Annotated in this window: 12 protein-coding genes and 1 tRNA gene; 11 read left to right on the top strand and 2 right to left on the bottom strand. The window is 32.8% G+C overall.

Annotated features, from left to right (window positions below; translation table 11 throughout):
- The first annotated feature begins 556 nt into the window (after nucleotides 1-556).
- From ABD745_RS10910 to ABD745_RS10870, 9 genes are all read left to right on the top strand, one after another.
- A complete protein-coding gene (locus tag ABD745_RS10910) occupies nucleotides 557-2,269 on the top strand; it encodes a helix-turn-helix domain-containing protein (protein WP_344829182.1) in 1,713 nt (570 codons plus the stop codon).
- A 254-nt stretch (nucleotides 2,270-2,523) separates the two neighbouring features.
- A complete protein-coding gene (locus ABD745_RS10905; RefSeq protein ID WP_344829176.1) occupies nucleotides 2,524-3,378 on the top strand; it encodes a cell wall anchor protein in 855 nt (284 codons plus the stop codon).
- A gap of 5 nt (nucleotides 3,379-3,383) precedes the next feature.
- Nucleotides 3,384-3,866, top strand: coding sequence for a hypothetical protein (locus tag ABD745_RS10900; RefSeq protein WP_344829170.1), 483 nt, complete (start codon nucleotides 3,384-3,386; stop codon nucleotides 3,864-3,866).
- 31 nt (nucleotides 3,867-3,897) lie between these two features.
- The gene (locus tag ABD745_RS10895) at nucleotides 3,898-10,632 is read left to right on the top strand and encodes an RHS repeat-associated core domain-containing protein (protein ID WP_344829164.1); all 6,735 of its coding nucleotides are present in this window, start codon (nucleotides 3,898-3,900) and stop codon (nucleotides 10,630-10,632) included.
- Between the two features lie 2 nt (nucleotides 10,633-10,634).
- On the top strand, nucleotides 10,635-11,075 hold the full coding sequence (locus ABD745_RS10890) for a hypothetical protein (protein ID WP_344829149.1): 441 nt from the start codon (nucleotides 10,635-10,637) through the stop codon (nucleotides 11,073-11,075).
- A 380-nt stretch (nucleotides 11,076-11,455) separates the two neighbouring features.
- Nucleotides 11,456-11,932, top strand: a complete 477-nt coding sequence (locus ABD745_RS10885; protein ID WP_344829145.1) for a hypothetical protein — start codon at nucleotides 11,456-11,458, stop codon at nucleotides 11,930-11,932.
- Between the two features lie 670 nt (nucleotides 11,933-12,602).
- Nucleotides 12,603-14,135 carry a M20/M25/M40 family metallo-hydrolase gene (locus ABD745_RS10880; RefSeq protein WP_344829142.1) on the top strand — a complete coding sequence of 511 codons (1,533 nt, stop codon included), beginning with the start codon at nucleotides 12,603-12,605 and terminating at the stop codon, nucleotides 14,133-14,135.
- Nucleotides 14,136-14,391: 256 nt separating this feature from the next.
- Complete coding sequence (locus tag ABD745_RS10875) at nucleotides 14,392-15,087, top strand: hypothetical protein (RefSeq protein WP_344829140.1); 696 nt, start codon at nucleotides 14,392-14,394, stop codon at nucleotides 15,085-15,087.
- 157 nt (nucleotides 15,088-15,244) lie between these two features.
- A complete protein-coding gene (locus tag ABD745_RS10870) occupies nucleotides 15,245-15,610 on the top strand; it encodes a hypothetical protein (RefSeq protein ID WP_344829138.1) in 366 nt (121 codons plus the stop codon).
- A 59-nt stretch (nucleotides 15,611-15,669) separates the two neighbouring features.
- Here the strand turns inward: ABD745_RS10870 and ABD745_RS10865 are convergent.
- Both ABD745_RS10865 and ABD745_RS10860 read right to left on the bottom strand, forming a co-directional pair.
- Nucleotides 15,670-15,756: transfer RNA gene (locus ABD745_RS10865), tRNA-Ser, on the bottom strand.
- A gap of 56 nt (nucleotides 15,757-15,812) precedes the next feature.
- Nucleotides 15,813-16,829 (bottom strand): asparaginase, encoded by a 1,017-nt coding sequence (locus ABD745_RS10860; RefSeq protein WP_344829136.1) that lies wholly within the window; start codon nucleotides 16,827-16,829, stop codon nucleotides 15,813-15,815.
- An 80-nt stretch (nucleotides 16,830-16,909) separates the two neighbouring features.
- On the opposite strand from ABD745_RS10860, the gene ABD745_RS10855 reads away from it, so the two are divergent.
- Entirely contained in the window at nucleotides 16,910-17,581 is a 672-nt protein-coding gene (locus tag ABD745_RS10855; RefSeq protein ID WP_344829134.1) for a TrmH family RNA methyltransferase, read from the top strand.
- Complete coding sequence (locus tag ABD745_RS10850; protein WP_344829132.1) at nucleotides 17,578-18,180, top strand: XAC2610-related protein; 603 nt, start codon at nucleotides 17,578-17,580, stop codon at nucleotides 18,178-18,180. The genes ABD745_RS10855 and ABD745_RS10850 overlap by 4 nt, the downstream gene beginning before the upstream one ends.
- Nucleotides 18,181-18,185 lie beyond the last annotated feature (5 nt).

Genomic DNA, 18,185 nt, shown 5'->3' with positions numbered 1-18,185 from the left:
ACTGAAAACTTTAATAAAAAAGGTTCGTTTTACAGAACCTTTTCCAATTTACCTGCAGGAAATAATAGCAACTAAATTATATTTAATGGTTATTAATTTCTTAAAAAAGCGGTTATTAGTTTTTAAAAAATTAACTCTAAAAAAAACCTGCCTTCCCTAAAAGTAATTTCCCGATCAGGGAAGGTGGTCTTTTTTATGAATAGAATCATCATGTCTTTATATTAGTTTTTTCAAAATTTATCTTACATGTCTTTTAGTGCTTCATTTTGCATTCTGATTCTCTTCAAAAAAATGTCTCAGTTAGTTTTATATATATTCGATTTCTGAGTCCGAAATTATGGTCTTGCATTGATATAAAAAAATACTTGTTGTCTCTATTCGTAAATTATGACGTCCTAATTTATGAATTGGATGATTGTAATGTTTTGATAATTAGCTTATTGATTTGTAAAATAGAAATAATTCTATTCCTGATATTAATTCATTATTCTTTGACAAAAACTAATGTATTTTGTGTACTTTTGACCACAATTTAGATACGGAATAATTCATAAAGGTGATTAAAAAACTATTCTTTATACTTTTTATAGGATTTTTTAAAGTTCTTCTGTCTCAGGAAGGGTACAGCGATTATTATAAATTAAGGGAGAAATATGAGAACTTTGAAGAAAATGACTCAAAGGCTTTCCCTTTTATTCAACCCTATATTAATAAAGCAAAAAAAGAAAAGAACTATGAAAAACTGGTTCAGGGTTATAAAGATGGTGTATTTTACTCTTCTACAGACAATGAAAAATTAAGATATGCGGACAGTATGGTTTGGGTCGCAAATCAATCGAATATTGAAGATCTGAAGATCATTTCTCATATTGAAAAAGGTGTCATTTATTATTATAACTATAAAAAATTCCAGCTTGCCCTTAATGAATATCTTGAAGCCTATAAATATTCAAGAAATACAAAGAATGAATTTTTAAAGTATCAGAATCTTTATCATATCGGCGTTGTCAAAAGTTATTTGGGATATTATGAGGATGCTTCGGAGTTATTTACAAAATGTCTTATTTATTACAGAGAAAAAGCAAAAAACATCACCAAACTTCATCCGAATGAAATTTATAACAATAAAAGAGCATATCTGAACAGTCTTCATCAATTAATTATATGTTATAGAAATCTTGGAAAATATAAGGACGCGGATTCTGGCATAAAGACCGGACTTTCGGAAATAGGAAATAACCTTGAATATAATTTGGAAAAAGGGTATTTTCTTTTGTCAAAAGGGATTTCCGAGTACCGGATCAATCGATTTGAATCAGCTCTGAAACATTTCCATGAGTCGCTTCCTGCGATAAAGAACGGGCGGGATTTTGCAAGACTTTCAGTGGATTATTTTTACATTGGAAAAAGTTATTCTGGCTTAAAAAAAACTAAAGAGTCTATTACTTATTTTAAAAAAATCGATTCGATTTTCCAGAAAAATCAGTTCATTCTTCCCGAATTGAGAGAAAATTATGAAATTCTGATCGATTATTCTAAAAAAGAGAAAAATCAGGATCAACAGTTATATTACACAAGTCAGCTTTTAAAGGCAGATAGTATTATGTCTAAGGATTTCATTTATCTATCTCCAAAGATCCACAAGGATTACGATACAAAAACCTTACTGGAAGAAAAAAACAAGCTTCAGAATATCAATTATCTGGGAACCATTATCATCATTGTTTTGATTATTTGGGCAATCGGTTTGGTTACTTTATTGACAAGAAGACACAAAAAAGCAAAAGAAATCCAGCAGAAATATATTTTGGTGGAAGAAAAATTTACGGCACATCAAAATAGTCCGGAGAAAAATCTTATTCCTATCATTGAAGAAAAGAAAATAAGTCTTACAGAAGGTAAAGTAGAAGAATTATTACAAAAACTGAAAACTTTTGAAGATAAAAAAGAATTTACCCAAAAGGGGTTAACGATCAGTAAATTGGCTACTCAATTAGGAACAAATTCTAATTATCTTTCTCAGGTTATCAACGAATATAAAAAGGTAAATTTCAATAAATACCTAAGTGAACTTCGTATCAATTACATCACAAATTTACTTTTCGAAAACAAAAACTATCTAAAATACAGCATTGAAACGCTTGCCAAAGAATGTGGAATCGCTTCCCGACAAAATTTCTCGGATCTTTTCTATGAAATTAATGGAATTCGCCCGACGGATTTTATCAAAAAGAGAAGAGAGGAGATTAAAAATACTGGTAGTCTGTAGCTATTAAAATTTGTTTTTTTTTTGCAAAATAAGTGAGCCTAATTTTTATGAATTGGGCTTTTTTCTATTTACATATCATAATTTAAAAAATAATACGCCAAGTTCTGTCGCTTTGCAAATATATCTTTGTGACACAATGTATAAGACACTAATATGTGATAAAATTCATATTAAATCTAATTAAAAGTCTTTTCACTGTGATATATAAAATATACTTTTGCAACTTAATTTAATTTAACATATTTTAACTTTTTATGAGAACAAAACTATTACCATTAGCTTTATTAGTATCAACATTGGCGTTTGGCCAATGGAGCTTAACAGGAAACTCAGGAACAACACCTGCCAACAATTTTCTAGGAACAACTGATGCAGCAGATTTTGTTGTAAAAACAAATAATGTAGAAAGAATGAATATCAATTCTGTTGGAAAAATTACGTTAAAACAACAATCAGATTTAGACCTTTCTTTTGAGACATTTGGTCGTTTGCAATTTAATACGGATACAACTTCCGACGGTATGCATATTTTTAACAATAAACAAATGTCTGCAGGTGCTGATCTTGTATGGATTAGTTCAGCATATCAGCCTAATGACACTGGTTTGTTCAGTATTTCTTCTCCACCTTCGGCTACCGATTGGTCAAAGCCAGTATTTTCAGTACGGTCAAATGGTAAAGTCTTTATGGGAGTAAGATTAAACTTTATGCCATCTTGCAGTGATTGCAGTGAATATAGATTATTCGTTCAGGACGGAATAAGAACAGAAAAAATAAAAGTTGATATAGCTTCTACAAATAACTGGGCTGATTATGTATTCAAAAAAGATTATAAACTTCAAACTTTAGAAGAAGTGGAAAAACATATTGAAGAAAAAGGTCATTTACCCAATGTTCCATCTGCCAATGAGATTGTAAAAGATGGACTTAACCTTGCAGAAATGGATGTTAAGCTTTTAGAAAAAATTGAAGAATTGACACTGTATTCAATCGAGCAGAATAAACAAATTAAGCAACTTCAGCAGGAAAACAAAATTTTAAAATCACAATCTGATGAAATTAATGAGCTTAAAAAGCAAGTTCAGGAATTGATTTCAACAAAAAAATAAACACGATGAAAAGAAAAATACTATCCCTGTTTTCTTTACTGATAGGGTTTTTAGGATTTTCTCAAACTGAAGTTTACTTTAAATATGACGAAGCAGGAAACCAACGCTACAGAGGAACGAACTCTGCGGGAAAACAAGCTCCTGAGGAGATCAAAGAAGTAAAAAAAGTTGAGGAAATAAAAAACATAGCGGCTGTAAAACAAGACCCTGTGATAGATGAAAAATCATTCTGGAAACAGATCAGATTATATCCGGTTCCAGTCAATGATTATCTGACTATTGACTGGACTGAAGAGGTTGACGGGTTAATTGAATCTGTTTCACTTTATCAACACAGCACTGTTCACTGGAAATTCCAACAACAAAATATCCCGAGTTTAAACAGACAGTTGAAAATCAACATGACCGGTTATGAATGGGGTGTCTATGTCTTACACTTTACATTAAAAGACGGAAGAGTTTTCAGTAGAAATGTAACAAAACGATAAAAACTTTTAATCTAAATAATTATTAACAATAATGAAATTATTTTCATCATTTATACTGTCATTGTGTTCAGTCATGGGCTTTTCGCAGACCATACTGTATCAGGCAGAAAGCACAACCCGAACGGTGCAGGATCCGCAGACGGTTGTACTAGCTCAGGGATTTCATGCATCAGGAAGTGTATCAAATCCTTTTGTTGCTAAGATTGGTCCTGCTACAGAAAACCCGGGAGGCGGACCGACGGATTCGAATGCGGGAGCTAATAATCCCTCGGGAACGACTGCTCCATCTGGACAATACTTCCATGATACTAATGGAAATATAGAAGTAACAGGAACGGGGCAATTACAATATACCTTACCTGTTGCAGTTCCTCCGGGAGTAAAAGGTGTAGCACCTCAGGTAAATTTAGTTTATAATAGTGGCTCAGGAAATGGAGTTGCTGGATATAGTTGGAACATTTCCGGCTTAACATCTATCTCTCGAGTAGGTAAAAATATTGAAAAAGATGGGGAAGCCAGAAGCATTCAAATAGATTATTCTGATTATTACAGCTTTAACGGGCAAAGATTAATCTTGAAATCCGGAGAATATGGAAAAGATGGCGCTGAATATGTTACTGAAAAGTATTCTAATGTAAAGATAAAATCTTTGGGAAGTATACCGAATTGGAAGCAACCAGAATACTGGGAGGTGACTTTTGAAGATGGTTCGCAAGCTTGGTATGGAGGTACTGCACCTGGTTGGAATAATGCAACCAATCGCTTAAATTTCAATATTGTAAAATGGAAAGATGCTCAAGGAAATGTAATAAATTACAGCTATGCTCAAGCAGATAATGTAAGCCTCATTAAATCCATAACTTGGGGTGGAAATGAAGTTGCAGGAACTTCTTCTTTTAACGAAATTACTTTTAGCTATAATGATCGAAGTCTAATTGAAGGAGCATATGTTAACGGGCCTGGAACGATGTTTACTCAGACAAAAATATTGAAAGATATTCTAGTAAAAGCTAATGGAAATCAGTTCAAAAAATATACTATTGATTATACTAGCAATGGTACAGCTTATCAGTTCGTACAGAAAATAACGGAATATAATTCTCTGGGTGAGCAGGCAACTCCTGTATATTTTGAATATCCGCAAATAAGCGATCCTGTAGTGAATGGGATTGTTACTGATAACCAAACCCCTTTTAATAATGTAAAATTTACTGGCGATTTTAATGCAGACTCTTATTTAGATTTTGTAATGAATGATGGGAGTATTAAGCTAGGCGCATTCAATGAATATTTTAATGTTGTCCAAACCAATAAAGTTTTTAATTCAAATGCCATAGTCGTAAATTCTATAGTAGATGAAGATGGAAAAGTCTTTAATGGTAATGGAATTGTGGAGTATGTAAATGGTAAAATCGCTGGATACGTATTCAAAAATAATACATTTACAAAAATATTTGAAAAACAGGTTTATGATACTTCAGACTGTAATACATTCGATCCGTCACACACTTGTTCTTATAGTGCAACATTATATGAAGGTGATATTGAAGGAGACGGAATAAGCAATATTCTACTTTCACTAAACAGAAATGATTGCTATCTCGAAATTATTACCGATCCAAATGAAGGACTACCTCCTGGCGGTTCTACATGCTATGATTCTCATGTAGGGGATTTTATTGTGGATTTAAAAAATCAAAACAACCCTGTCGCAACTTATATTCTTGATGCGGGTATTAACGAAAGTTCATACACCAATCAAAAGTATATGGATATTGATGGAGACGGTAAGGTAGATATTATAAATGTTTCCAATACAAATTATACAATATTTGAATTTGTAAAGACAGCTCCCAATGAGTATTTAAAGAAAATTAAGTTTTCAGGAAGCTTGGAAGACGTTAAAGGCAACGAATATCCAGTATTATTCGGGGATTTTAACGGAGACGGCAAAATAGATTTCACATTACCTATTACAGAGGGTAAAGTAGGAAAAGATGATTGGAAATTCTATATGGGAACAGGAAAAAGTTTTAATACTTTTTTCAAACCAGATTTCTTAATGTATAAGAATGAGTCTACTCAAAATAACGGGGCATGGATGAGATTTAGCCGAACAACATATTCCATTTCAGATCTTAATGCTGATGGTAAATCGGATATCGTTCAGGTGTTTGCATTCTCAAATTTACTTTCAGCATCTACTAGAACAATTGGTGTGACAGTAAATAGTGTGACTTCAAAAGGTATGAATTATTATGGTGGAGCTATAGATTTTGAATTGCAAAATATTTATACATACCCTACACCTCCAACCTTCCCTATTGTACAGCCAGTAGACGATTTATCTATTTATCAACCTATTACAAATGTTATTAGAGCAAACAATAATTACTACAACGTCTTTCTATTCAGAAAAGATAATGTACTAAGAATAAAAGCTCCTACAGGAATTGATGAAATAAAAAGAATAAAATCTATAGTACAGGGAGGTATCACTACTCAAATAGATTATAAAGAGCTTGACCCAGTAAATAATCCGGGACTATACAACGGAAATAATACTCTACAGTATCCATATTTTGAGATGAAAATGCTTTCTCAAACTTATGCCATATCTCAGCTAAGACAAGCCGGAAGAAAGAAAGATTATCGATATAGAGGATTTATATCTCATCTTCAAGGAAGAGGTTCAATGGGCTTCCGCCAGACTGCACAATCTTCTTGGTATGCCGATGGACTAGAGAATACGAAGATTTGGTCAGGAGGAGAGATAGATCCCTTGAATGAAGGAGTACCTTCTAAGGAATGGTCTATAAGAACTAACGACGAAAATCAAATATTTCCTAATGACATTTCAGAAAACAATACACAATTACTTAATTTTAAATCGATAAATTATAAGATAGATAAGCTTTTAAATGGTCAAATCGTAACTACAATTTCTGATGTCGACAAGCCTAAAATTGTAAAAGCGATAGTACCTATTTCTACAAAAAGCAAAAATTTCTTAACAAATGTTATAACTAATACTACGGTAGATTATAATAATTATTATCTTCCATCTGTTCAGGTTGTTGATACTAATAATTCATTTTCAATCGCAGGAACGCTATTTACATATACAGACAATCCAACTGGTATTGGAAAAGATTATTATATCGGAAGATTAGAATCGAAATCCGAAAGTAATTTTGTATCCTCTTATGGAAGCATCGTAACAAGTAAAGAAGATTATACTTACAATAATAATCTTATTAAAACCATTAAAAAATGGAACAGAGATAATACCCAATATAATTTGGAAACGTATGATTACGATAATTTTGGAAATGTAACGAAACAGATTATTACCAACAGTGTAGATTCTCAAGCTAAAACAAGCAGCTCAGAATATGATACCAAAGGTAGATTCGTTGTTAAATCGACAAATAATCTTGGTTTGGAAACAAACAGTATATACAATGATCTAGGACAAATTCTTTCACAAATAGATCCATTAGGTAATAACACTCAAAAAACCTATGATGGATGGGGGAAAATTTTAAAATCAAAGAATAATTTATCTGGTACTACAACATATCAATATGCCAAGATTAATGGTGGTAATATAAAAATTTCGGAATTATCACCAAACGGGAACCAAAAAGTTGTTTATACAAATAGCTGGGGACAGATATATAAAGTTTCTGTAAAAAGCTTCAAGCAAATACTATTTTCTCATGTATTAACATGGTATGATGTGCTAGGAAGAAAAAAACAAGAATCCGAGCCGTATCTATTACCTCTTGTAGATGATTTGGAACCAATGGATCCCATCAAATGGAATACCTATACTTATAATGATAATGTTTATCCTGCAAAAGTTACGTATATGTTATTTAATGGGAAACAAACGGAAACATCGGTATCAGGATTGACAACTACAATAAAGGAAACCAACCCTGAAGATTATGGAAGAACAAATACAAAAAGTACCGACGCTTTAGGAAATGTAATATCAACAACAGATAAAGGAGGTACAATTAATTTTTCTTATAATGCAGCAGGTCAGCAAACCCAAGCAAAGTATGCAGAAAATATTGTTACAACCAAATATGATACTTGGGGAAGAAAATCAGAATTTAGTGATCCTTCTAACGGAACATATAAGTATGAATATGATGGTTTTGGAAATATTAAAAAAACCGTAAGTCCTAAAGGAACAAAAGAGTATACTTATAATAATTTAGGACAGCTTATCTCTCAGAAAGAAATATCTACTGTAGATGCTGCTCTGGCTACAAATAAGTTAATCTCTTTCACATATGATAACAAAGGAAGAATAGTTTCGAAGTCCGGAACCTCCAAAGGAAAACCATACAGTGCAAACATTGTATATGATCCTCAAGGAAGAATATTATCTTCATCCGAAAATAGTAATGATAAATATTTTATTCAAAAAGGAATCACTTATGATGATAAGGCAAGAATAATCTCTTATCAAAAAAGCTTATTCTCTTCAGGAATAATGACGAAGGTAGATATAGAAAACGTTTACAGCGATTGGAACGGAGAACTATATCAGATAAAAGATAAAAATTCCGGAAAAGTACTTTGGCAGCTTAACGAAATTAATGCTAAAGGACAGATCTTAAGTGAAAAACTAGGAGCTTCCGATATCAATAATACTTATGATGCGAATAACTTCTTATCAACCGTAAATCATTCATCTCAAGTAAAACCTGGTATTTTACAGCTTTCTTATTCTTTTGATGCTTTAAAAAATGAATTAAAAAGCAGAATTACAGGTGGAGACTTCAATATTACAGAATCATTTGATTATGATGATAATAATCGTTTAATTAATTGGACAAATCCAGTCACGGGAATCAAACCTCAGACCAACAGAAACGTTTATGATGTAAAAGGAAGAATCATGGAGAATGATCAAGTGGGAACCATGAAGTATGAAAACTCCTCAAAGATTTACCAATCAACAGGAATGACCCTGAACGCTGCAGGAACTCAGAATTATAACAACGATTTGATACAGACAATCGTTTATAATGAAAACAATGATCCTGTGTTTATTGATGGACAGAAAGGTGATGTTGCCTTTCAATACGGATTATTGGGTATGAGACAAAGAGTCACTTATGGTGGTAACTTTGCAGCAGATGGAGATGGTAAATTCACTAAATTCTACAATGAAGATGGCAGCTTTGAAATATTAAAGGATAATATTACCGGTCAGGAAAAACACATTCTATACATTGGAGGAAATCCGTATGAAAGCAATATAATCTTCATTAAAAATTATACAGAAGCAAATGGTTCTTACAAATTTTTACACAAAGATTACATCGGTAGTATTTTAGCAATAAGTGATGAAGCAGGAAATAAATTAGAACAGAGACATTTTGATGCTTGGGGTAATTTCACTCATCTTAAAATAGGAAACGGAGCAATTATAACAGATAAAAATATTATCGATACTACTCCGTTATTAACAGATAGAGGATATACAGGACATGAGCATTTTGCAGAAGTAGGAATCATTCACATGAATGGAAGATTATACGATCCATTACTAAGAAGATTCTTAAATGCAGATGAAAACATTCAAGATCCTTACAACACTCAGAATTATAACAAGTATGGATATGTAATGAATAATCCATTAATGTTTAATGATCCTAGTGGAGAAATTATTTGGTTCTTAGGAGCAGCTTGGGCAGCGTCTCATGTATTCCTAGCAACAATAATTACCGGAGCCGTTATCGGTGCTGCATTAGGTGCAGGAATGTATCTTTTGCAAGCAGCTGTCACTAAAAACTGGTCATGGGGTGGTTTTGCCAAATCATTCTTAATTGGAGCTGTTTCCGGAGCAGCTGGAGGAGCCGTTTCCGGATTGTTCCAAGCTGGAAGTATACTTGGAGGCGCAATGAGCGGAATGGCTGGAGGTGCCACACAAGGTGCTTTAAGTGCAGTATTAAACCATACAAGCGCAAATGGAATATGGCAAGGAGCTCTTACCGGATTTTTAGGCGGAGGAGCAGGAATGATTGGCGGAGGAACTTTTGCTTCCAATGTAGCATGGGGAACAGGAACAGGAGCTCTTGTTGGAGGAATTGGATCTTTAATTTCCGGAGGTAGTTTTGCAGATGGTGCTATTGTTGGCGCTATTACCGGTGCTGCTTTCGCTGCCGTTTCTTCTGGTGTAGAAATGTACAAAAACTATAAAGACGGTTATGGATTTAAGACAAATACCGGAGTGGTAAAAAATCTGGTTAGTAAAGCCAATGTAAATGGTACTATTGATGATGCTGCTGCACAAAAAGCAATAGATTATGTTACTAAAAAGTATGGAATGAAAGGTGCGAAATTCACTTACGATTCGTCTGAAACCGATTATGGAGTGACAGATCCAATTACAGGAGACATCGCAATCGGACCTGCCGCATTTGATTCTGCAGACTTTTTAAAAGCAACTACTGTTCACGAATTAGGACACTCTCTTTTAGACAGAGTTCTGGATACTTCAGGAAACTTCACAGATTGGGCTTATCCTCAAGGTTCTTTCAACAGCAGTAATTCTACATTAAGCGAGGATGGGCCGTTAGGCTACGCTCAGGAGATTTATAATGCTGGAAGGCTTAATATCGGTATAAAAGCATTATTACCTAAGGAAAATCCTTTATTATGGACTACTTGGGGATTATCAAAAATCTTCAATTTAGTACCTTTAAGATTTGGAGGAAATGTTGTATTAAAAAAATATTAATTATGAAAACATCTATTTTGGCATTTTTTGCATTTATTTTTTCGTCATGCGCAAATAATATTAGCGGTAATAAATATGAATTAATGGAGTCTCCATTTATTGTTCATTATGAAGTAGATAAAGAAGGGTATCTCAATATTAATTTGGAAAATAAAACAAATGACAAAATCGCGATAAGCTCACTTTCATTTTTATGCAACGTTAATATTAAAGCAAAAAAAGATGGCAATTATTTAAATACAATTAAAGTCAAAGTAAATTGTAACAATGAAATCACTAAACTTATCTATTTTAATTCTGGTGATCATAATAGTTTTAAGTTCAGTTATAATCTGAATAAATATTTTTCAAATTATAACGAAGAAAAAATTGAGATCTATTACATTGGTAAAATTTTCAAAAATGGAAAAGAAGTAAAGCTTATCAATAATCGACTTTTGTAATACAAGTATTATATTTATATTATATGTTATATATTATAAGAGCCACTGTAAAAACAGTGGCTCTTTTCTTTTTATATCTAGTAAAAATTTTATAAAGCATAACTACTTTATAAAGTAATGATTTGTGATAAGCATTTTACCCCGCTTGCGCGAGCATCTTGCTCGTGCCACTTAAACAAAAAACCACTGCAAAATAGCAGTGGTTTTTTTATCCCTTAAAATAATTCTATAAAATCTCAAAAAACAAAGAATTCCATTAATAACAAAAATAATTTCAATTAAAAATTTTGCAACTATCTGTTAATTAAATGATTAATTTTCGTTTTTGGCAAATTAATAGAATAATCTTATATATTTGTTTTACAATAAAAAAGACAAATATGAAAAACACAAAAAGCTCCGTGAGCGAAACAGGTCATGCAAAAAATATTGCCAACCTTCAGGATCTTATCTCTTTTTGCAGAGGCTATGGCGAAAAATACAATCCTGTAAAAGAAGAACTGAAAATTACAGGTTTGGAAACGCTTTATCAGAATGCGCTTCAGAAACTTACAGAGACACAGACCAAAAAGACCGTTTTTGATAACGCTACCAATCAGAGAGCTGATGCTTTTAAAGAATTAAATCCGTTAGCAACAAAAATTGTTAATGCCTTAGCAGTTTCAGCAAACAATCCTATGATGCTCAATAATGCAAAATCATATAACAAAAAATTACGGGGCAGAACAAAAGCAAAAATAGAAGCCTCAAATTTGGATGAAAATTCAGAACCTGTAACTAAAACGATCTCCACTTCACAACAAAGCTACGACAGTAAGATTAATAATTTCTTCAATTTATACAGGTTTTGGTTATAGTCCCAATGAAGAAGATCTTAAAATAACTTCATTACAAACAAAACTAACAGACTTACAAAATAAGAACACAGCCCATATTAACAGCTACACAGAATATTCCAATGCCAGATTATCAAGAGATCAGGTTTTGTATAATGATCTTACCGGTCTTTGTCAGGTAGCAAAAGAGGTAAAACAATATGTAAAATCTGTTTTTGGCGCTACAAGTCCGCAATACAAACAAATTTCAGGGATATTATTCAGTAAGATAAAATCTTGATATAAAAATTTGAAAAAGATTAAAAAAACTCCTGTAATGAATTAGAAATTTCATGCAGGAGTTTTTATTTTTTATGATATCAAAATAGATTAGGTAAACTTGAAGAAATATTTTTTGGACACAATTATTGCAATAAGTAACCTTAATTACGCATTTAGCAACTTTGTTAAATATTTTGATAACTGTAAATACAAAGAAAATAACTTTAATTATCCTTCTTTGAACTTTTAGTAATATTTTTAAAACTTAGATTTAAATATAGAGAACTTTAAAAATACTTTTTGCAACTTTGGATAGTATTTTAATAACTTAGAACATAAAATTAAAGCCTGCAAAAGAAATACTTCAAACAAAAAATCTGTGTAATCAGCAAAGTCTGCGCGATATAAAATCACCAAATCTAAAATTCCCATGAAAAAAATTATTTTCATCGCCCTTAGCATAATTATCATCTTAATCATTATCATTTTAGTCAAAACATTCATCTATCCTTTCAAGAAGATAAACTCAAAAACTTCCGAAGGCTGGAAAGCTGTTAAAAACGATTCAGCCATCCAAAGACTTTCAGGCGGACTGAAAATCCCGACAGTTTCTTCTGGCGAATTGGGCAAATTTGACTATTCAACATTTGATACAATAAAAGAATACCTCAAAGTTTCCTATCCATTGATTTACGAAAATGCGGAGTTTACAGAAGTTAACAAATACGGATTGGTATTCAGATTAAAAGGCAGCAATCCTTCTCTTGATCCGATTTTATTTCTTTCCCACACAGATGTGGTTCCTCCCGGAGATGCGGAGGTAAAAGATAAAAGCGAAAATATTTTCAGACCCGATGACAAACCTTTGCCTCCGGTTTCAAAAATAGCCGACGACTGGGATTTCGGACCGTTTTCAGGAGCTGTTGCCAATGGAAGGATTTACGGAAGAGGAGCAATCGATATGAAAGGAATGCTTTTCTCTCTGATGGAATCTATGAATAATATAATTAAAAATAAACATATTCCTCAGCGTGATATTTATCTGGCTTTCGGATTTGATGAAGAAGTTGGCGGACAACAGGGCGCAGTAAAGATTGCAGAATATTTTAAAACTAAAAATCTGAAATTCGATGCCGTTTATGATGAAGGTGGATTAATTTTAGAAAAGGGAAGCGTTGCCGGAATCGATTCTGATGTTGCAGTAATTGGCTGTGCCGAAAAAGGTTTCCTTTCCGTTAAAATTAAAGTCAAAGGTTTAGGAGGACATGCTTCTATGCCTCCGATGGAAAGCGCAATCGGAAAAGCTGCCATCATTATGCAAAGACTGGAGCACGATCAGATGAAGCCAATGATCACTCCGTTAATCAATGAATTTTTCACAAATATCGGCGGATCAATGTCTTTTGTCAATCGAATGGGAATTTCCAATCAATGGTTATTAAAGCCCGTACTTTTATCACAGCTGACAAAAAATAATTCCACCAACGCTTTGGTTAGAACGACAACAGCTTTAACAATGATGAAAGGAAGCGATGCTCCGAACATTCTTTCTCCGGAAGTGGAATTTGTCGTTAATTTCAGGCTTCTTCCCGGAAATACGGTAAAAGATGTTAAAGAACATATTGCCAAAGCAACAAAAGGTTTTGATGTAGAACTGGAAGATATCGACAGTGTAAAAGAGGCTTCTGCCGTTTCTCCGACCAATACAAAAGCCTTTAAATTAATTGAAGCTGCAGTCAAAGAAATTCATCCAGCGGCAATTGCAACACCTTACCTTACAGTCGGCGGTACGGATGCATACAAATATCAGATGGTGAGTAAGAATATTTACCGTTTCATGCCGATCAAAATTAATGATGCCGAAAAACAATCCATTCACAGCACCAACGAATATCTCAGCATAGAAAACTACATGAAAATGATCCACTATTTTGAATACATCATGACAAATTATGATCAATAATTTTTATAAATGATATACCATAATGGTAAATATTACATTTAAATGTTCACACGGGATTGCTCATGGTAAGTATTAGCGATGTCATCCTGAGCGCGAAGCAGTCGAAGGATCTCCCATAATATAACTTAGATTCTTCCAGAATGACAAATGTGCAGTTAAATTTATTTTTTAATTAAAAATTTTAAAACAAAAAAAATAACACGTCAAGTTTTGTCGTATTACGCCATTAGTTTTGTCATATCAAAAATACAAAGCTATGGAACTGCCATTATATTTACGTTTTAATGAATTTGAAAACCGCTATTACGACAACCTTGAAAAATGGTTTGAAGAATATCAGAATACAAGCGAGATAGATTATCTCAAACAACTTTCAAAATTATACAGTCCTTATTTGTATTATAATTTTGAGAATGACCGGCTTCAGGCAGATGCGTCTATTCAGATTAAAGATTGCTTTTTTCCTTATCACGAAAAAATTGGGATTTCTTTTTGCACAAGCTGTGAAAACGGAAAATCTGTAAAAAATTCAAAAAGCATAAACCATCAATTTGAATGGAAAACAATCACTATGATGGAATATGCCCAACACATTTTAGATAAAATCAACAAATATCTTTCTAAGAATAATAATCAGGAAAGTAAAAATATACACGATTTCATTAATAATTGTGAAATAATAACTTCGAGAGATGGAGCGGAATATTGTGTGAATTACAATCAACATCAATCCACGCTCCCTTTCCTGAAGGCTTATCTTCCGGTTTACGGACAAACAGTGGATATTGCTGTATACAGAGATTTTATTTTCTCGGTTGTTCAGATCGCAGAATTTATTGATCAGAAATTGAAAGATGTTCAGGCTTTTGAGTATATGATTTATTCAAAACTGAAATCTGAAGCCAAATTTAAAGTACAGATGAGCCATCAGTTTTTAACGATGTGCAATTAACATAACCACCAAACATTCATATAGCTAAATTGTAGTTTGAAAATTAGTTGGTACTTTTTTCAAACAGAAATCCCAGTCGATTTGATTGGGATTTTTATTTTACGGTTTTCCTTAAATTTAGCCTTTCTCTTTTTACTATATTTGAAAAAAAGTAACCATGAAAAAGCTATTATTTCTATTTATAATTGTATCCTGTGGCGATAAATACACCGCAGAAATGGAATATACTATAACATTTCCTTTAACAAATAATATAAAATTACAAAAGGAAGACTATAAATTTAATTCCAAAACTGATAGAGCTGCAAAAATTGAATTTGTAACTACGGCAAATATTCTGAGTAACTTGTCAAAAGAAATTGAGACTTCTTTCGTATCTGGAACTCTCAGAAAAAATGGTAAAATTTTAGAAATTGATTTAGATCAAAAAACAATTGATAGTATAAACGATAGATCAAAAAGAACGCTTCCAAATGTAAATTTTAAACCTTTTCAAATAGCTTCTGATGTTACTGCAAAATAAATTTATTTTTTATACAAAAATAAAAAAGCCTTAAGTATAAAACCTAAGACTTTGATCTGCAGAGAGGAAGGGATTCGAACCCTCGATACAGTTACCCGTATACTACCTTTCCAGGGTAGCTCCTTCAACCACTCGGACACCTCTCTTTATTTGAGACTGCAAAAATAGAGTATTTTCTCGAATCTGCAAACTCAAAATGCAATTACTCGGAAATTTCTCCACAAAGGCTTTTGGCAAAGTTGTCTGCAAAGCTTCCTTCGTAATTCGGATTGTCAATTAAATGCATCGCTTTTGTAATGGCGCTTTCTGCAGTCATATCTTTTCCGCTGATAGCTCCGATTCTTGAGAAAATATTACTGTTTTCATATTTTCCAAACGATATTCCTCCTGAAATACACTGGCTTACGACTACGATCTCAGTTCCGTTATTTCTTATTTGCTGAAGAGTTTCCACTGTTTTTTCACTGCTGAAAATAGTTCCTGAGCCAAAAACCTGAAGAATCAGAACTTTCATTTTGGGGATTTCTTTGAAATGATTAAGATTCATTCCCGGGAAAATTCTCCAGAAAATAATATCTTCGGAAATATGATCGTCTACATGAAATTCAGTTTTTAAATCACAACGGTGAAGATTGTCTTTAATAATATTCAGATGAACACCTGATTGCCCAAGAATAGGGTAGTTCGGACTTGCATAGGCATCAAAATATTCTGCTGAATATTTCAGCGTTCGGTTTCCTCTTAATAATTTATACTCAAAATAAATGGCAACTTCCTGAATTACAGCTTCATCATTTTCATACAAACTTGCGTAATACAAACTCGTCAGAAGATTTTCTTTCGCATCTGTTCGTAAATCTCCGATCGGAAGTTGCGAACCAGTTAAAATCACGGGTTTTTTTAAACCTTTTAACATGAAACTCAATGCTGAAGCCGTATAAGACATCGTATCCGTTCCGTGGAGAATCAGAAATCCGTCAAACTCATCATAATTTTTGTGGATGTAATGAGCGATAATCTTCCATTCTTCCGGTCCCATATCCGAAGAGTCGAGCGGTTTTGAGAAAGGATGAACAAAAACTTCACATTCCATGAGCTTCATTTCGGGCATTTTTTCAAAAATATTTCCAAAATCAAAGGCGCGAAGGCTTCCGGTTTCATAATCTTTCTCCATACCGATGGTTCCACCGGTATATATCAACAGGACTTTTCGTTTCATACAGGACTTTTATTAGATTTTTAACCCCCGTTCGGGATGATTCCTCAAAATTACGTTAATTTGCAAAGATTTGAAAATGAATGAAAGATTTAACACAAACTTTTGAGTATCTAAAACAGTTTTTAACGGAGGAAAGATTACAGAAAATAGAGCATTTTTCACCCGAAAGTTCAGACTTTATACTTCCTGTAGTGGAGGATGTGTACCAGTTTAGAAATGCAGCGGCAATTGTGCGTTCTGTGGAAGCTTGTGGTTTTCATAAAGTGGTGGCTTTGCAGGAAGAATACAGTTTTGAACCGAATCTCCGCGTAACAAAAGGTGCCGATACCTGGGTTGAGGTTGAAAAACTTCCCCGAAATATGGAATCTTTTCAGAATATTAAAGACAGAGGTTATAAGATTGTTGCCGTTTCTTTAGAAAATAATGCTAAAATGCTGCCTGAATACGAAATTACAGAACCGATCGCTTTGGTTTTCGGAACTGAAATGGAGGGCGTTTCTCAGGAGATTTTAGATTTTGCAGATGAAACATTAGCAATTCCCATGTATGGTTTTACGAGAAGTTTTAATGTTTCTGTTGCAGCTTCAATCTGTATGTATGAACTGAAACAAAAGCTTATGAAATCTGATATTGATTATAAATTAACAGAAGAAAAACTGTTGAGAATGAAAATTCGTTGGGCAGTGAACTCAATAAGAAGCGGACAGCAGATTTTTGATAAATATATAAAGGATAATAATATTCAGGTATGAAATATGTAGTGTTTTTTGTTGTTCTTACCTTAATAGCTTGTAATAAAAATTCGGAGAATTTACCTCAGGCAAAGATTACTGCGGATACTATTTCACAAAACCCCACAAAGGAAGAACCGAAAGATACTACAACTGTTCCTTTTTCAAAATCGTTGGAGGGCGGCAGATATTTTTTTATACTCGAGGGGAGAAAAGAAACCAGTGATGTTATCAATTTTAAATCGATTAATATTTTTTATAAAAGAGAACTTCATCAGAAAATTATTTTTGATACAGTATCTGTTTTGAATGAGTCTGAAGCTTATTTTGATATTACAAAAGATGTAAATTTTGATGGATATAAAGACCTTGAAGTCGTTAATCAGGTAGGAAATTATTGGTCTACTTCAAGTTTTTGGCTGTATGATAAGAAAAGCAGGAAGTTTAATTATTATAAGCCGATGGATACAATCATAAATCCTAAAGTTGATACCAGAAATAAATTGATCCTTTCAGATTATCATGTAGGACCATCCAATTTTTATAGTAAAGTGTATCAATGGAAAAAGGATAAACTTGTTATGATAAGTTCTCAGGCGGATGAAAACGATGGACTTTAATATAT

Origin of the sequence: Chryseobacterium ginsenosidimutans, from assembly GCF_039536845.1 — a bacterium.
In the GTDB taxonomy this organism is placed as follows: Bacteria; Bacteroidota; Bacteroidia; order Flavobacteriales; family Weeksellaceae; genus Chryseobacterium; species Chryseobacterium ginsenosidimutans_B.
This window is presented reverse-complemented; position numbering and strand designations above follow the sequence as displayed.